Genomic DNA, 16,030 nt, shown 5'->3' on the forward strand with positions numbered 1-16,030 from the left:
GCCACGCCGGCCCGCGGGGCCGGCGCGCGCCTTCAGCCGTCGCGTTCCAGCGCCGACTCCTCGCGCAGCGCCTTGCCGCCCCGGGCGGTGAAGCGGAGCAGCTTCCCCGGATCCTCGGCCTCCATGGCGAAGGCCTCGACCTCCTCGAACAGCGCCTCGATCTTTCGAGGACCGCACGTGGGCAGGAAGCCGCGGAGCACGCGCGGGTCGTAGAACCGGAAATACTGCTGCTTGCCTGTCCCGTTCTCGACAAGGAGAAACCGGCGGAGGTGCTTCCGCACGTCGCCGAACGCGCGGTCGCTCGTCAGGAAGACGCCCCAGCAGTCGCCCCAGCCTCCGTCGACCAGCGCGTCGAGCAGCCTGGACCCGTGCGGGAGGTGCACGAGCGTGGGGCCGACGTCCGCGAGGATCTCGCCCTGGAAGCCGGTGTAGAGCGAGGCGGTCTGCTCGCCCGCGTCGCCGAGCAGCAGCCGGATGCGCGGGTCGCGGGCGGCGTCGACCACCGCGAAGAGCGGCGAGCGCTCCTGCCGGAGCCGCGCCCGCGCCGACGCGGCGAACGGCGCCCCGGTCGCGAGCACCGCGGCCCTGCGCGCGCGGCGCGAGGGCGGCGCGGGCTCGGTCGGCGCGTAGCGGCGGCTCACCTCGCGGCGCACCACCGCGAAGACGGTCCCCCCCGCGCGGATCTCGTCGCCGTCCCGGAGCGACACCTCGCGCGCCCGCTCCCGGTTGACCTGCGTCCCGTTGCGGCTCCCCAGGTCGCGGAGGAGGTAGCTGCCGTCGATCTGCTCCACCGAGAAATGCAGGGCAGAGAGCTCACCGTCGCTCGTGATCGAGAGATCCGACTCAGGCGCGCGGCCGACGAGCAGCGGACGGTCGCCAGGGATACGCGCCGTCTGCCCGGCCAGGGGGCCCGAGATGACCCGGAGGACGAGCCCTGCTTCCTGGTCTTCGCTCATGGTCGTCTCCATCGCACAAGGCGCCGATGAGGCCGGCAAGTAAGCCTAGAACACCGATCGGCGGGAAATCCACCCGAAGGCGGGCGCCACGCGGGAGACGACCCGGCCACTGTCAATCTTTTCCGCCTTCGAGGCGAGGGCCCTTTGGCGCAGCCTGCGCGCATTTCACGCTGGCAGCCCTCGTTCGCCGCCCGAGACAGCGAGGGTGCGACGCGCGCGGATGCGTCAGCCGTGGCGGCTCCGCAGCGGTTCGAGGCGCAGCCAGCGCGCCACGAACGCCCGGTCCTCGGGGGCGAGCGCGCCGGTGACCCGCGCGGCCACGAGGTAGAGGCCCGCGTAGAGCGGGGCGCAGAGCGCGAGGCAGAGCGCGGGGCGCCTGTCGGTCGCGCCCGTGAGCAGGAACGCGGCGAGCGGCGCCGCGGCCACGATCGCGGTGGCCGCGACGCGCCCGTAATGGCCCCACGGGAAGACGCCGCGGAGGCCGACGCCGGAGAAGCGCGCGATGCAGGCCACCGTCAAGGCGATCACGAGCACCTGGGTCAGCACCGCCGAGAGCGGCGCGCCGACCATGCCGACCGTCGGCAGGAGGACCAGGTTCGCCGCGGCGTTGAACGCCATCGAGAGCACCTGGATCCGCAGGATCATCGACGTCTTCCCGAACGCCATCAGCATGATCGCGTACGCCGTCACGCGCAGCGGCAGGAGCGCGGAGTAGATGCGAAACGGGACGGCGGCGCCGGCGTAGGCGTCGCCGTAGATGGCGCGCATGAGCGGCTCGGCGAAGAGGAGGAGGAACACCGCGATCGGGAGCATGATCAGCGTCGTCTTGCGGACGCCCGAGTGCCACAGGTCGATCGCCGCCCTCGCGCCCTCCTCCGGCGTCCGGCCGTTCTCGACGCGGGCGACGAGGTCGGGGAGCATCGTCGAGGCGACGGAGTAGGCGAGGACGCCGACGAGCGGGAGCTCCTGCGAGCCGACGGAGAACTCGGCGTAGAGACCCGCGCTGAAGAAGAGGCCGATGACGAACTTGTCGAGCTTCTGGTTGAAGAGGCCGGCGAAGCGCGTGACCGAGAGCGGGAGCGCGTAGGCGAGCTGCGCCCTGACGCCGCCAGGGAACGGGGCCGCGGCGACGTCCTGGAACAGCCGCGCGTAGAGCCGGTACGAGAGCCAGAGCCGGAGGGCCTGCGCGGCGCACTGGGCGGCCACGATCCAGGCGATAGAGCACCCGAGCGCCGCGGGGACGATCGCGCTTGCGGCGTTCGAGAGCGTGACGATCAGCGCGAGCCCCGCCGACTTGCGGTGGTTGTTCGTGGCGATGAAGAGCGGGCCGAACACGCTCGCCGGGTAGGCGATCACGCTCATGAGGCCGATGAGCAGGAGGAGCTGCGTGACGCCCTCGCGGCCGTCGAGGAAGACGCTGGGAACCAGCGCGAACACCGAGAAGGCCAGCGCGGACAGCGCCCCGAGGCCGACCAGGAGCAGCATGCTCTGCCGCACCAGCCCACGGAGCTCGGCGCGGGTCACCTTGGGCGCGAAATAGAGGAACGACTCCGGGAGGTAGAGCAGCGCGAAATCGCGCCCCGTCACGAACAGCATCGTCGCGAACGCGAGCACGCCGTACTCGGCCTTGCCGAGCAGCCGCACAACGACGATGCCCTGCACGAGGACGATCAGCGTGTTGACGACCTGCCCGCCGACGATCATCCCGATCCGGTCGGCCAGCGATGTGCCCTGCGCCTCGCCGGGGCCTGGCGCTGCCTTGGCAGCCCGCGCGACCTCCGGGGCCCGCGAGGGCGCGCTCGGCTCGACCGGGGCGGGCTGCTCGTCCTGCATGGCGGCTCGGTAGCACATGCGCGGGCAGGAGCGGCCTCCCGAGGCGTGCGCGCGGCGCCCGGCTAGCCCGTGATATAGGTCCCGCGATGAAGCGCGCGCTCCTCGTGAGCTACTACTTCCCCCCGCGGTTCAGCATCGGCGGTAAGCGCGCGTACCGCTTTGCGAAATTTCTGCCGGAGCACGGCTGGGAGACGACGGTGCTCGCGGCCAAGCCGCCTCCCGGCGAGCGGGTGGATCCGTCGTTCACCGACGCCGACCTGCCCGCGTGCGATGTACGCCGCGACTACCTCACGGACGCCGAGCTCGCGCGCATGCCGCGCCGCGCGCTCGGCTCCGACGGCACCCTGGAGGCGCCGACCGAGGCGCCGGTGCCGGTCGCGCAGCGCAAGGGCTTCGCGCGCGTCGCCGCCGAGATCCGCTACGTCCCGGTGATCGGCCCGGATGCAGGCCGCGTCCCGGCCCTCGCGGTCCGCATCGCGCGCCTCGCTCGCGAGGTCGGCGCCGAGGTGATCTTCGCGAGCGGGCCGCCGTGGGAGGCCGTGCTCGCGGGCGTGCTGGCCGGCAGGGCCATCGGCCGGCCGGTCGTCGTCGACTTCCGCGATCCGTGGTCGTTCGGCCCGCTGATGGCGACGCGGCCCGCGTGGAGCCGCGCGGCCGCGGCGCTCGTCGAGCGGGCCGTGGTGGGCGCCGCCGCGGCCTTCACGGTGACGTCCGAGATGACCCGCGACGCCTACGCCGAGCGGCGCATCGCGCGCCGCGTCGAGTGCATCCGGACCGGCTTCGATCCGGACGCGGCGGCCGCCCCGCAGCGCGGCGAGGCGGTGACGCTCGTGCACTTCGGCAACTGCTACAGCGAGCGCACGCTCGCGCCGTTCGTCCGCGCGCTCGCGGCCGTCGCGCGCCGGAGATCGCTCGGCCCGGGCGCGATCCGGCTGCTCAACCTGGGGCGCGTCGCGAGGAGCGACCTCCGCCTCGCCGAGGAGCTCGGGGTGTCGCGGCTCTTCGAGTACCGCACGGTGCTGCCGTACGCCGAGGGGCTCGGCCTCGTCGCGGGCGCCGATCTCGCGCTGCTCGCCGGCTGCGGCGAGGAGCCGTACTTCCTGCCTGGCAAGCTCTACGACTACCTCCTCGCGCGCGCGCCCGTGCTCGCCGCCTTCGCGTCCCCTGAGATCGAGCGCATCCTCGAGACGACCCGCCTCGGCTGGACGCACGCGGCCGGCGACGCCGCGGCGATCGAGCGCCGCATCGAGGACGCGCTCGACGCGCGCGCGGCCGGTCGGCCGCTCGTCGAGCCCGATCACGCGGCGCTCTCCGCGCTGAGCGCGCGCGCCAGCGCGGGGGCGCTGGCCCGCCTCTTCGAGGACGTCGCGGCGAGCCCGAGGGGCTGACGCCGCGCTCTCCGCGCTGAGCGCGCGCGCCGACGCCGCTCCCCGGGCGGCGCCCGCTCGACATCCTTGCCTGCGCGGCGGCCCCCGTGGCATGCGAGCCCGCGATGCCTGACCATCTTCTCCAGGATCGAGCGGGGCTCCCCGAGGCCGAGCGCGCCCTTCAGGAGGCGTGGCGCGCGAAATACGCGCCCGAGGTGAAGGAGCTCATCGTGCGGCGCGAGGTCCCGTCGCCGAAGCTCACGTTGATCGTCATCTCCTACAAGGCGAAGGACTACCTGATCGAGTGCCTCCAGCACGCGCGCGGCCAGACGGCTGCGCTCGACGTGCCGTTCGAGATCCTGCTCGCGGACAGCGGCGGCATCGAGCACCTGCGGCCGCGCTCGGCCCCGCTCGTCGACGTCGAGCTGCGCCTCACCGACGGAATTCCGCTGAACGCCGCGCGCAACGCCGCCATCGCCTGGGCGCGGGGCGAGTACGTCGCCTTCATCGACGACGACGGGCTGATCGCGCCGACGTTCGTCGAGGTCGTCTGCCGTGTCTTCCAGGACCCCCGCATCGCGGCGATGCGCGGCCGGATCATCCCCAAGGAGCACCCCTATTTCTGCACGCTCGCGGGGCACTACGACCGCGGCGACGACGTCGTCGACGACGTCCTCGCGACCGAGGGGCACATGGCGATCCGGCGCGGCGTCTACCTCTCGACCGGGGGCTTTCCCGATCAGTTCTACGGCGCCGAGGGGGTCTACCTCGTCTACCAGATCGCGAAGGACTTCCCTGATCTGCGGGTCGTCTACGTGCCCGATCTCCTGATGCGGCACGACTACTTCGACAGCTGGGAGAACTTCATCTGGAAGACGCGCAAGTACCGGCGCATCCGGCGCGAGGTGGGCGGCATGGAGCCGGATCCCGAGTTCCTGCGCTACCTCGACGCGTACCTCGCGCGGCGGAAGCCGCATCGCCCGCTCACGGTGGAGCAAACGGTGGCGCTCGGGCTGCTCAAGGTGGTGCGCTGGGGGGTCCAGCGCCTGCCGGCGTGGGCCGTGGGGCAGCCTTGATGGAGCGGGCCGGCGGGGCGCGCAGGGGAGGGAGGCGGACCGATGGCTGAAGAGGGCGGCTTCGAGCGGGATCTCGCGGCGATCAAGCGGCACTACACCGAGCGCTTCCTGCCCGGGAACCCCTGGGCGAGCCTGCTCAACGCCCACCCGTACCTCGTCGCGCGGCAGCGGCAGCGCCGCCTGCGCGAGGCGCTCGTCGCGTGCGGCGTGCGCACGCCCGAGGCGCTGCGCGAGATGTCGGTGCTCGACGTGGGCTGCGGGTCGGGATCCAACCTGGCCTGGCTGGTCGAGCTCGGCGCGGATCCGACGCGCCTCACCGGCATCGATCTCGTCGCGCAGCGCACCGAGCTCGCGCGCTCGCGCTTCGCTGGCATCCGCTTCGTCGCGGGCGACTTCCTGACGGCCGACGTCGGGGGCCCGTTCGATGTGGTGATGATGTTCGCGGTCCTGTCGTCGGTGACCAACACGGAGCTCAAGCGAGGCCTCATGGACAAGGCGCTCCGCCTGCTCCGGCCGGGCGGCATCTTCTTCTTTTACGATGTCGTGTCGCGGCAGCCCGTCCCCGGAAGCGCGGACTACCAGCGCCTCACGTTCGCGGAGCTCGAGGGGTATTTCGCCCCCCGCACGCTGCACATCTTTCGCAGGGACATCCTCCGGCGCGACGTCGCCGATCGGCTCGTGCGGCGCTTCGGCGTGACCGTGGCCGAGCTCGTCCAGGCGACGCGGCTGCTCAACATCGACGGCACCTTCGCCTACGCGCGCGGCTAGGCCACCCGTGAGCGCCGCGAGCCCGCACCCTCTGACGCGCCGCCGGACGCGCGGGGCGAGCGTCGTGGGGCAAAATTCCCCGCCGGGGTGAAAAGGTCCCGCCGGCAGCCTGCCCGCGCGAGCCGCCCAGGGTGCTGAACAGCCCGGTTCCGCTGTGGCGCGGTCTGGCATGAGACGTGCCAAAAGACGGGGGAAACCACGCGCCAGCACGTGAAGACCACGTGATGAGCAGCCACAGCCGGTCGGTTCAGCGCGCACAGCGCGGCTGCCACCGCAGGAGATGACTCCATGTCCCAACGCGTCCTCCCCCCGTCGGCCGCGATCGCCTGGCACAGCCTGCCTGCCCCCGATGTGCTCTCCAGGATCGAGAGCGCCGAGGCCGGCCTCGCGGGCGACGAGGCCGCCCGGCGGCTCAAGGACGTCGGGCCCAACGTGATCCAGCGCGCGAAGGGCGACGGCCCGCTCAAGCTGCTCTTCCGTCAGATCAACGACCCCCTCATCTACGTGCTGCTCGCGTCGGCGGCCCTCGCGATGGCCATGGGCGAGGCGATCGACGGCGCGGTCGTGCTGGCGGTCGTGGTGCTCAACACGGCGATCGGCTTCGTCCAGGAGCTCCGCGCGGGCAAGGCGATCGAGGCGCTCGTCGACATGGTGCCCCAGACGGCCACGGTCGTGCGCGGCGGCCAGCGGAGCGTGATCCCCGCCGCCGACGTGGTCCCCGGCGACGTGGTGGTGCTCGACGCCGGCGACAAGGTCCCCGCTGACGCCCGGCTGCTCTCGGTGAAGAACCTCCACGTGGACGAGTCGGCGCTCACCGGGGAGTCGGTGCCGTCGGACAAACACGTCGCGGCGGTCCCCGAGGACGCCGGCGTCGGCGATCGCAAGAACCTCGCCTTCGGCGGGACGCTCGTGACCAGCGGCACGGCCACCGCGGTGGTCGTCGCCACGGGCGCCGCGACCGAGCTCGGCCGCATCTCCTCGATGCTCCACGAGGCGACCGAGATCGAGACGCCGCTCACGCGCTCGATGGCCAAGGTCGGCCGCGTGCTGACCGTCGCGATCGTCGCGGTCGCGCTGCTCATCGTCGGGGTCGCGCTGCTCCGGGGCTACCGGCCGGTCGACGCGATGCTCGCGGGCATCTCGCTCGCGGTCGCCGCGATCCCGGAGGGGCTGCCCGCGATCATCACCATCTCGCTCGCCATCGGCGTGCAGCGGATGGCGCGGCGCCGCGCGGTGATCCGGAAGCTGCCCGCGGTCGAGACGCTGGGCAGCACGGGCGTCATCTGCTCGGACAAGACCGGCACGCTGACGCGGAACGAGATGACGGTCCGGGCGCTGTGGACGCCCGCCGCCGGCGCGCAAGGGGAGGCGGCGCTCGAGCAGGCCGGAGCCGCGCTCGAGGTGACCGGCGTCGGCTACGCGCCCGAAGGCGAGCTCCGCCGCGACGGCGCGCCGGTCGGCGAGGTGCCCGAGGCGGTGCGCGCGCTGCTCCGCGCGGGGCTGCTCTGCAACGACGCCCGCATGACGCGCGAGGGGGACGCCTGCGGCATCGAGGGCGACCCGACCGAGGGCGCGCTCGTCGTCGCGGCCCAGAAGCTCGGCGTGGACGTCGAGGGGACGCGGCGGGAGCACCGCCGCGTCGATGTCGTCCCGTTCTCGTCGGAGCGGCAGCTCATGGCGACGCTCCACGAGGCCCCCGGCGGAGACCGGGTGATCTTCATGAAGGGGGCGCCCGAGGCGGTGCTCGGCCGCGCCGCGATCGGCGAGGCGGGGCGGGCCCAGGTGATGGCGCAGGTCGAGCAGATGGCGGCGCAGGGCATGCGCGTGCTCGCCGTGGCCTCGCGGCCGGCGGGCCGCGACGTGGCCTCGCTCGACGAGGAGCACCTCCCGGAGGGGTTCGAGCTCCTCGGCCTGGAGGGGATGATCGACCCGCCGCGGCCCGAGGCGATCGACGCGATCAAGGCGTGCCACGCGGCCGGGATCACCGTGAAGATGATCACGGGCGACCACCTGGCGACCGCGCGGGCGATAGGCGAGCAGCTCGGGCTCGTGCCGGACGGGGCGCGCGCGATGAACGGCACGGAGCTCTCGCGGCTCTCGGAGGGCGAGCTGCGCGCGGCGGCGACGTCCACGCACGTGTTCGCGCGCGTCGCGCCGGAGCACAAGCTCCGCCTGGTGAAGGCGCTGCAGGCCGAGGGGAAGGTCGTCGCGATGACCGGCGACGGCGTGAACGACGCGCCCGCGCTCAAGCAGGCGGACATCGGCGTGGCCATGGGGATCACGGGGACCGCGGTGTCGAAGGAGTCCGCCGACGTCGTGCTGACGGACGACAACTTCGCGAGCATCCGGGCGGCGGTCGAGGAGGGGCGCCGCGTCTATGACAACCTGGTCAAGGCGCTCGCGTTCGTGCTGCCGACGAACCTGGGCGAGGCGCTGATCCTGCTCGTGGCGGTGATGAGCTTCCCGATCGTCGGGGGCGCGCCGCTCATGCCGATCACGGCCGTCCAGATCCTCTGGGTCAACCTGGTCGCCACGGTGGCGCTCTCCCTGCCGCTCGCGTTCGAGGCGATGGAGAAGGACGTGATGAGCCGCCCGCCCCGGGATCCGGGCGAGCCGATCCTGAGCCGGTTCGTGCTCGTGCGTACGGCGATCGTCGCGGTCCTCATGACGGCCGGGGCGATCGGGCTGTTCTTTTACGAGTACTTCACGGAGGTGCGCGGCGGCGTCGTCTCGGAGATCGCCTACCGCGAGGCCCAGACCGCGGCGGTCACGACGGTCGTGCTGTTCCAGATCTTCTACGTGCTCAACTGCCGGTCGCTGCGCGATTCGATGCTGAAGATCGGGCTCTTCTCGAATCCCTGGGTCTACGTCGGGATCGGCGCGCTGCTCGCGCTGCAGCTCTGCTTCGTCTATGCGCCGTTCATGCACACGCTGTTCGGCTCGGCGCCGCTCTCGCTCGACGCGTGGGTGAAGTCGACGCTGGTGGCGATGTCGATCTTGCCGGTGATGAGCGTCGAGCGGTGGTGGCGCACACGCCGGGCGCGGCGCTCGGCGGATCGCGAGCGCAGGTCCGACGCGTCCGACGTGGGCGGCGTCGCGGGCGCGATGGCGAACCGCGGCGCGTAGGTGTCGTCATCGTAAGTCGTGACGATGACGATGACGATATCGAGCGCCGGCCGCGCCCGCGGCTCCGTCAAAACGCTGGTGCTGCGCCGAGTACCACGGCATCATCCTCGGTCGAGATGATCTACCTCGTCGCCGCGACGCGCCCGAACTTCATGAAGCTCGCCCCCATCTGCCGCGCCCTCAAGGCGCGCCGTCTACCGATGCGGCTGCTCCACACGGGGCAGCACTTCGACACGACGATGAGCGATGTGTTCTTCCGGGATCTCGGCCTGCCGACGCCGGATCACACGCTCAAGGCAGGCGGCGGCTCGCACGCCCAGCAGACGGCGGCGGTCCTCGTCGGCGCCGAGGCCGACATGATCGAGCACCGGCCCAAGGTGGTTGTCGTCGTCGGGGACGTCACCAGCACCCTCGCAGGCGCGCTCGCGGCGTCCAAGCTCGGACTTCCCGTCGTCCACGTGGAGTCCGGGCTGCGCTCGCGCGACTGGACGATGCCCGAGGAGATCAACCGCATCCTCACGGACCAGCTCTCCGATCTCCTGCTCACCCCCTCTCACGACGCCCACCCCAACCTGCTCGCGGAGGGCATCCCGCCCGAGCGAATCCGGTTCGTCGGCAACGTGATGATCGACTCGGTCCACTACGCCCTCAAGCGCCAGACGGACGCGCTCTCGCGCTTCGGGCTCGAGCCGAAGAAGTACGCGATCGCGACGCTCCACCGCCCGGCCAACGTCGACAGCGCCGAGCGGCTCGCCGAGACGCTCGACGCGCTCGAGGCGATCGCGCGGCGCCTGCCGACCGTGTTCCCCGTCCACCCGCGCACCGTCGCCCGCGCCGAGTCCTTCGGGCTGTCGGCGCGCCTCCGCGAGACGAAGGGGCTCCGGATCATGGAGCCGCTCGGATACGACGATTTCGTGACCGTGATGGGCAATGCGCTGCTCGTCGCCACCGACTCCGGCGGCATCCAGGAAGAGACGACCGCGCTCGGGATCCCGTGCCTCACGATGCGTCAGGGCACCGAGCGGCCCATCACCGTGACGCAGGGCACGAACATCGTCGTCGGGCTCGACGCCGCGCTCATCGCGCGCGAGGTCGACGCCATCCTCGACGGCCGCGCCAAGCGAGGCTCCGTGCCTGAGGGATGGGACGGCAAGACCGGCGAGCGCATCGCCGACGCGCTGGAAGCGTTCCTCGCGGGTGATCCGCCGCCCAAGACCGCTGGCCCGCGCGCCTGAGCTCACCGCCCATCCTCGCTCGCCGCGGTGCTGACGCGACTGACGCGACTGACGCGACTGACGCGACGCCGAGCGCAGGATGCACCACGCGCGCTCACCGCGCCGCCACATCGCTTCTTCCGTGGCCTACGTGGGAGTCGCGCCGGCCGCACGACCACACTCCTCACAACCCCCGACCAAACAGCGTTCCATGGCCCAGAGCGCTCTGGGTTGTGCTTGTTTATCGATGAACAGCCCCGGTATATAGTTGTATCGTGGCAAGAAATTTTCGACCTGGCGTGGAGTGGGCGGCTCGAGGGCGAGGTCAACGAGGTTTCTCGCTCGTCGAGGTGATGGTCGCGGGCGGGGTCGTGGCGATCCTGGCCGCCCTGGGGACCCAGGGGGTGTCGAAGTACCTCGTGCTCGCCAAATCGGCCGAGGCCAAGCAGACGGTCGGTGGCATCGCCAGGGCCGTCGTCGGTTCGGCCGAGCGTCTCCAGGCGATGTCGGGCACCGCGGCGGTCCAGCCGCTGTGCAGCGATGCGGTCACCGTGCCCAACGCGTTCTATCGTGTCCAGGGGAAGAAATATCAGCCCGATCCCAGCCCGGGTGTGGACTACAACACCGGGAGTCCGACCGTTGGCTGGAAGTGCCTTGCGTTCTCGGTCAGCCACCCTCAGTCGTACCAGTATCGATATCGACTCGGTGGATCTCCCATGCCTGTCTCCGTCAACCTTTTCCCGGAGGACGTGCCGGTGGAGCGCAGGTGGGCCGCCTATGCGCGAGGCGACCTCGACGGGGACAATACACACGCGTGGTTCGCGCTGGACGGCTACATGAAGGACGGGCAGGTGGTGTTCGCGAGCACGATCGGCACCATCGACCCGGACGAGTAGGCGGCGCCGCCATGGACACCGCAGCTCTCCACACGCTCTTCGGTGCCCTCTCGTCGCGCCGCGGCGGCGAGAGCACCGCCATCGAGCTCCCCGGCGCGGACCTCGCGGCCGCGCACCTGCGCTGCGCCGACCTCCAGGGCGCGAACCTCGCGGGCGCGCGCCTCGACGGGGCCAAGCTCACCGGCGCGAACCTCGGGGGGGCGCGGCTCGACGCCGCGTCGCTCGTCAACGCCGACCTCACCGGGGCCGACCTGCGCTGGGCCGATCTCTCGGGGGCGCTGCTCGGCGGGGCGCTGCTCGCGGCCGCGGATCTGCGCGGGGCCAAGCTCCCGCGCTCGCTCTCCTCGGCGGGCTCGCTCGTGGGCGCGCGCGTCGATCCGTCGGCGTGCGCGCGCTCCGGCTTCGAGGAGGAGGCCATCCTGGCGCTGGCGAGCGCGGGCGCGTCGTTCGACGACATCGCGTCGTTCCCTTCGCCGCTGCGCGACGCCCTCGCGAGCGCCGACGCGGTCCCCGAGAGCGCAGCGCGGAGCCGTCGCCCCGCGGCGCCGGACTCGCGGCGGATGGAGGCGGCGCCGGACTCGCGGCGGATGGAGGCGGCGCCGGACTCGCGGCAGATGGAGGCAGCGCCGGACTCGCGGCGGATGGAGGCGGCGTGGTCATCGCAACGGAGCTCGGCGCCACCCGAGTCTCAGCGGATACCCGAGTCGCAGCGGATGCCCCCCGCGACCGACGTTCCCCGCCAGGGCGTGGCGCGCCGCGCTGCCGGTGAGCGCGAGCCTCCGGCGGTCCGCCGCGCCGCCGTGTCCGGTGGCCCTCGGAGGGCGCCGGACGCGCCCCAGCTCGCGCGGTCGACCGAGCTGCGCCTCGCGCTCTCCGGCGGCGCATTGCTCCTCGTCCTCGCGGCCGCCGTCGCTCTGGCGAAGATCCCTCCACGCGGCCTCCTCCTGGCAGCGCACGCCGGCAGCGCGCTGGGCGCGGCGCTCTTGACCTTCGCGCTGCCTCTCGTCGGCGCCGAACGCAACGCCCCGCGCTCCCTGGGCGCCCGCCTCGTGCTCGCCGCGTTCGCCGCGACGCTCGTCTATGGCCTCGATCCGTCGCGCCTCGCGGTCTTCCGGCTGCGCGCCACGCTCGCCTCGGGCGACGCCGCGCAACGGTCCACCGCCGTACGCCTCCTCGCGCGGAGCGGTCACCGCAGCTTCGACGGGCTGGATCTGTCGGGACTCGATCTCTCCCGAGCCGATCTCAGCCAGAGCAGCTTCCGGAACGCGCGCCTCGCCGGGGCGGACCTCTCGGGCGCCGCGCTGATGGAGTCGACCTTCGGGACCGCCGATCTGACCGCTGCCAACCTCCGAGGTGCCGACCTCACCGGGACCGACGCCGAACAGGCGACCGGCTGGGAGCTCGCGGCGTGCGACGCGGCGACGGAGCTGCCCGGCGAAGGCGCGTGCCTGCTGGGACACCCGGTGCGGGCAAGTCAGCCCTCGGGCGACACCACCGCGCGCTCCGCGCACGAGGGCGCCGCGCCGGCGGGGGCGCTGTAGCGAGCGGCGCATCGGCGGTCGCGGGCCGGATCGCTCGAGAGGTCGGGCGCCGGACTGGCCAGACGTCTGGCGGTCCCTGGCCAGGCGTCTGGCCGCTCCGTCACCGCACCGACGTCAGCCCGGACGCCGCGCGGCCGCGTGGGTTGCGCGGGCCGCCGCCGCATCGTCGACCGCGAGCGCCTCCTCGGCGATGGTGGCGAGATCGGCGAACGAGGCGCCGGCGAGCGCGTCCTCCACCGCGTCGAACGCGGAGGCGCACATGCTGAGGCGCGTGATCCCGAGCCCGACGAGGAGCGGCGCGACGCCGGGATCGCCGGCGGCCTCGCCGCACACCGAGACCGGCCGCTTCGCGGCGTGCCCCGCCTCCACCACCGCACGCACGAGCCGCAGCACGGCCGGGTGCGCCGGATCCGCGAGCGCGTGCAGCCGCGGGTGACCACGCTCGGCCGCCAGCGTGTGCTGCGTCAGATCGTTGGTCCCGATGCTGAAGAAGTCGGCCTGGCGCGCGAGGCGCTCCGCCATGAGCGCCGCCGACGGCACCTCGACCATGATGCCCGTGGCCACGGGCCAGCGGTGCGCCGCGCCCGTCGCCGCGAGCGCCTCGTGCGCGCGCTCCAGCGCGGCGCGCACGGCGCTCACCTCCGCGGCTGTCGAGACCATCGGGATCAGCACCCGGATGTCATGGCCGCGCCCCGCGACCAGGATCGCGCGGAGCTGCGCCTCGAGCAGCGCCGGCCGCGCGAGCGAGAGGCGGACGCCGCGGACGCCCAGGCTGGGGTTCGCCTCGGCGTCGAGCTCGAGGTACGGCAGCGCCTTGTCCCCGCCGGCGTCGAGCGTGCGAACCACGATCGGAGCGCCGGCGAACGCCGCGAAGATCTCCGCGAGCAGCTCCGCCTGCTCGTCCTCGCCAGGCTCGTCCACGCGGTCCAGGAACAGCATCTCGGTGCGCAGGAGCCCGATCCCGAGGGCGCCAGCCTCGCGCGCGGCGCGCGCATCCGACGGGCCAGCCACGTTCGCCCAGAGCTCGACCTCGCGGCCGCAGGCGAGGCGCACCCGGCCGTCCCGGGCGCCTGGCGGCCGCCGTGACGCGCGGAGGGCCGCCTGCCGCCGCTGGAGCTCGATCGTGGTCTCGGGATCCGGGTCGAGCCACACCTCGCCGGTCGCGCCGTCGAGGCCGGCGCGCGCGCCGCCCGCGTCCGGCACCAGCGCCGCGGCCCCGGCGACCGCGGGGATGCCGGCGCTCCGCAGCAGGATGGCCGCGTGCGAGGTGGGACCGCCGCGCCGGTCGATGACGCCGAGCACCCGCCCCGGTTCGAGCCGCGCGGCCTCCGACGGCGTGAGGTCCTCGGCCACGACGACGGCCGGCGGCCCGTCGGGCAGCACCGCCGCGGCGCCGCCGAGCAGGGCGCGCACCACGGCGTCGCCCACGTCGTGAACGTCGGCCTCGCGCGCCCGCAGGTACGGGTCGTCGAGCTGCCGGTAGATCGCGGCCGCGGCGTCGATCGCCTGGCGGAACGCCCAGGCGGCGTTGCAGCGCTCCCGCTCGATGCGGGAGATCGCCTCGTCGACGAGCGCCGGGTCGCAGAGCAGCGCCTGATGGGCGTCGAGGATGTCGGTGCCGCGCAGCGCGCTGCCGAGGTCCTGCGCTGCCAGATCGAGCGCCCGCCGCAGCCGCTCGGCCTCGGCCGCAGGATCGTCGACCGTGGTCTCGGGGACCTGCGGGATCGACCGCACCAGCCGGACCATGGGGCCGAGCGCGACGCCGGGCGCGACAGGGATCGCGTGGCACGAGGCGGGGGGCGCCGCAGGCGCGGCCGGTGGCGCGTCGCGCTGCAGGAGCGCAGCGAGCGCCTCGACCGCATCGACCGCCTGCCGCCCGGTCGCGCGCAAGCGCAGCACGTCTCCCCGGCGCGCCCCGAGGGAGGCGAGCGCGATCAGGCTCGAGGCCGGCACCGGACCGCGCGCGGCCGTCACGTTCTCCAGGGTGATCGCCGCGTCGAAGGCCACCGCGCGCGTGATGAGCCGCGCGGCAGGGCGGGCGTGCAGGCCGCCCGGATCGGCGATCGCGAGCTCGACCGTCGCGGCCGGCGCGCCCGCATCGGTCGCGGCCACCGCCGCCGCGGCGGCCGCATCGGTCGCGGCCACCACCGCCGGCGCGGGGCGCTCCGCCTCGCCGAGCTGCTCGGCCTTCGGAACGAGCGCCTGCCGCGCCTCCGCGGTGACCTGATCGAGCGTGCCGCCCGCCGCAGCCCGCACGGCGGCCGCGACCGCCCCTTCCACGATCGGCCCGCCGGTGAGGCGCGTGCGCGCGGCGATGGCCGGATCGATGAGCTCGAGCGCCATCTCGGCGCTCAGGATCGCGCCGCCGATGTCCATCAGCACGACGGCGCCGGCCGGCCCGCAGACGCGCTCGATCGCCGCGGCGATCGCGGTCGCGTCGGTGCCGAGCTCCGCGCCGCCGTCGCCCGCGCCCGCCGCGCACGCGATGGCGACCGCCTCGCCGGTCATCTGGCGGGCCAGCGCCTCGGTGGCCTCGGCGAGCACGCGGCTGTGCGAGACCAGGACGAGCCCGACGCGGCCCGCCGCCCCGCTCATACGCCTGCCGTCGCGGCCAGGCTCCGCAGCAAGAGCGAACACGACGTGGCGCCGGGGTCCTGGTGCCCAGCGCTGCGCTCACCGAGGTAGCTCGCCCGGCCCTTGCGAGCGATGAGCGGCACGGTCGCAAGCGCGCCGGCCTGCGCCGCCTCGGCGGCGCGAGCGAGCCCGTCCATGAGCGGGGAGCGCGCCGGGTCGCCCGTGGGCGCCGGCGCGCTCAGCGCGGCCTTGAGCGCGTCGACCGCGGGGGAGAGCGCGTCGACCATCGTCTTGTCGCCGGGCGACGCCTTGCCTCGCCGCTTCACGCCGTCGAGGCCCGCCTCGAGGCACCCGGCCAGGGCCGCGAGGTCCAGCGCCGCCGCGCCGGTCGCCCGCTGGCCCGCGTCGCGGAACAGCGTGCCGTAGAGCGGGCCGCTCGCCCCGCCGACGGTCGACAGCAAGATCATCCCGACGCCCTTCAGCAGCGCGCCGACGTCGCCGTGATCGAGGCCGCCGAGCCGGGCGCGCACCGCCGTGAAGCCGCGCGCCATGTTGACGCCGTGGTCGCTGTCGCCGATCGCCGCGTCGAGCTCGGTCAGGAGGACCTTCTCGCGCTCCATGACGTCGGCCGCGCGCTCGATCCACGCCGCGATGTGCGCGCCGTTCAAGGCGTCCATGG

General features: G+C 73.6%; 11 protein-coding genes. 7 read left to right on the top strand and 4 right to left on the bottom strand.

Translation table 11 applies throughout. The features are described 5' to 3' along the window. Positions 1-32: 32 nt before the first annotated feature. Positions 33-956 (bottom strand): DUF4123 domain-containing protein, encoded by a 924-nt coding sequence (locus WME73_RS13835; protein ID WP_437916002.1) that lies wholly within the window; start codon positions 954-956, stop codon positions 33-35. 225 nt (positions 957-1,181) lie between these two features. Beyond that, entirely contained in the window at positions 1,182-2,789 is a 1,608-nt protein-coding gene (locus WME73_RS13840) for an oligosaccharide flippase family protein (RefSeq protein ID WP_437745930.1), read from the bottom strand. An 86-nt stretch (positions 2,790-2,875) separates the two neighbouring features. Between WME73_RS13840 and WME73_RS13845 the strand changes: the two genes are divergently transcribed. From WME73_RS13845 to WME73_RS13875, 7 genes are all read left to right on the top strand, one after another. Continuing rightward, positions 2,876-4,177 (top strand): glycosyltransferase, encoded by a 1,302-nt coding sequence (locus WME73_RS13845; protein ID WP_437745931.1) that lies wholly within the window; start codon positions 2,876-2,878, stop codon positions 4,175-4,177. A gap of 104 nt (positions 4,178-4,281) precedes the next feature. After that, on the top strand, positions 4,282-5,232 hold the full coding sequence (locus WME73_RS13850; RefSeq protein ID WP_437916003.1) for a glycosyltransferase family 2 protein: 951 nt from the start codon (positions 4,282-4,284) through the stop codon (positions 5,230-5,232). Positions 5,233-5,274: 42 nt separating this feature from the next. Next, the gene (locus WME73_RS13855) at positions 5,275-6,000 is read left to right on the top strand and encodes a class I SAM-dependent methyltransferase (RefSeq protein WP_437745933.1); all 726 of its coding nucleotides are present in this window, start codon (positions 5,275-5,277) and stop codon (positions 5,998-6,000) included. A gap of 288 nt (positions 6,001-6,288) precedes the next feature. Next, positions 6,289-9,126: a cation-translocating P-type ATPase gene (locus tag WME73_RS13860; RefSeq protein ID WP_437745934.1), complete on the top strand. Its 2,838-nt coding sequence runs from the start codon at positions 6,289-6,291 to the stop codon at positions 9,124-9,126. A gap of 116 nt (positions 9,127-9,242) precedes the next feature. Further along, the gene (gene wecB / locus WME73_RS13865) at positions 9,243-10,361 is read left to right on the top strand and encodes a non-hydrolyzing UDP-N-acetylglucosamine 2-epimerase (RefSeq protein WP_437916004.1); all 1,119 of its coding nucleotides are present in this window, start codon (positions 9,243-9,245) and stop codon (positions 10,359-10,361) included. 254 nt (positions 10,362-10,615) lie between these two features. Further along, positions 10,616-11,236, top strand: coding sequence for a pilin (locus tag WME73_RS13870; RefSeq protein WP_437916005.1), 621 nt, complete (start codon positions 10,616-10,618; stop codon positions 11,234-11,236). An 11-nt stretch (positions 11,237-11,247) separates the two neighbouring features. Further along, positions 11,248-12,777, top strand: coding sequence for a pentapeptide repeat-containing protein (locus tag WME73_RS13875; RefSeq protein WP_437916006.1), 1,530 nt, complete (start codon positions 11,248-11,250; stop codon positions 12,775-12,777). Positions 12,778-12,891: 114 nt separating this feature from the next. On the opposite strand, the gene ptsP is transcribed toward WME73_RS13875, so the two are convergent. Further along, complete coding sequence (ptsP, locus tag WME73_RS13880) at positions 12,892-15,372, bottom strand: phosphoenolpyruvate--protein phosphotransferase (protein WP_437916007.1); 2,481 nt, start codon at positions 15,370-15,372, stop codon at positions 12,892-12,894. Beyond that, positions 15,369-16,028, bottom strand: coding sequence for a dihydroxyacetone kinase subunit DhaL (dhaL, locus tag WME73_RS13885; protein WP_437745939.1), 660 nt, complete (start codon positions 16,026-16,028; stop codon positions 15,369-15,371). The genes ptsP and dhaL overlap by 4 nt, the downstream gene beginning before the upstream one ends. Positions 16,029-16,030 lie beyond the last annotated feature (2 nt).

Source organism: Sorangium sp. So ce302 (assembly GCF_051530145.1).
Taxonomy (GTDB): Bacteria; Myxococcota_A; Polyangia; order Polyangiales; family Polyangiaceae; genus Sorangium; species Sorangium cellulosum_B.

Excerpts from the sequence above, each read along its gene's own strand:
- wecB (WP_437916004.1), top strand. The coding sequence starts at position 9,243 with ATGATCTACCTCGTCGCCGCGACGCGCCCGAACTTCATGAAGCTCGCC.
- WME73_RS13860 (WP_437745934.1), top strand. The coding sequence starts at position 6,289 with ATGTCCCAACGCGTCCTCCCCCCGTCGGCCGCGATCGCCTGGCACAGC.
- WME73_RS13875 (WP_437916006.1), top strand. The coding sequence starts at position 11,248 with ATGGACACCGCAGCTCTCCACACGCTCTTCGGTGCCCTCTCGTCGCGC.
- dhaL (WP_437745939.1), bottom strand. The coding sequence starts at position 16,028 with ATGGACGCCTTGAACGGCGCGCACATCGCGGCGTGGATCGAGCGCGCG.
- ptsP (WP_437916007.1), bottom strand. The coding sequence starts at position 15,372 with ATGAGCGGGGCGGCGGGCCGCGTCGGGCTCGTCCTGGTCTCGCACAGC.
- WME73_RS13855 (WP_437745933.1), top strand. The coding sequence starts at position 5,275 with ATGGCTGAAGAGGGCGGCTTCGAGCGGGATCTCGCGGCGATCAAGCGG.
- WME73_RS13835 (WP_437916002.1), bottom strand. The coding sequence starts at position 956 with ATGAGCGAAGACCAGGAAGCAGGGCTCGTCCTCCGGGTCATCTCGGGC.
- WME73_RS13840 (WP_437745930.1), bottom strand. The coding sequence starts at position 2,789 with ATGCAGGACGAGCAGCCCGCCCCGGTCGAGCCGAGCGCGCCCTCGCGG.
- WME73_RS13845 (WP_437745931.1), top strand. The coding sequence starts at position 2,876 with ATGAAGCGCGCGCTCCTCGTGAGCTACTACTTCCCCCCGCGGTTCAGC.
- WME73_RS13850 (WP_437916003.1), top strand. The coding sequence starts at position 4,282 with ATGCCTGACCATCTTCTCCAGGATCGAGCGGGGCTCCCCGAGGCCGAG.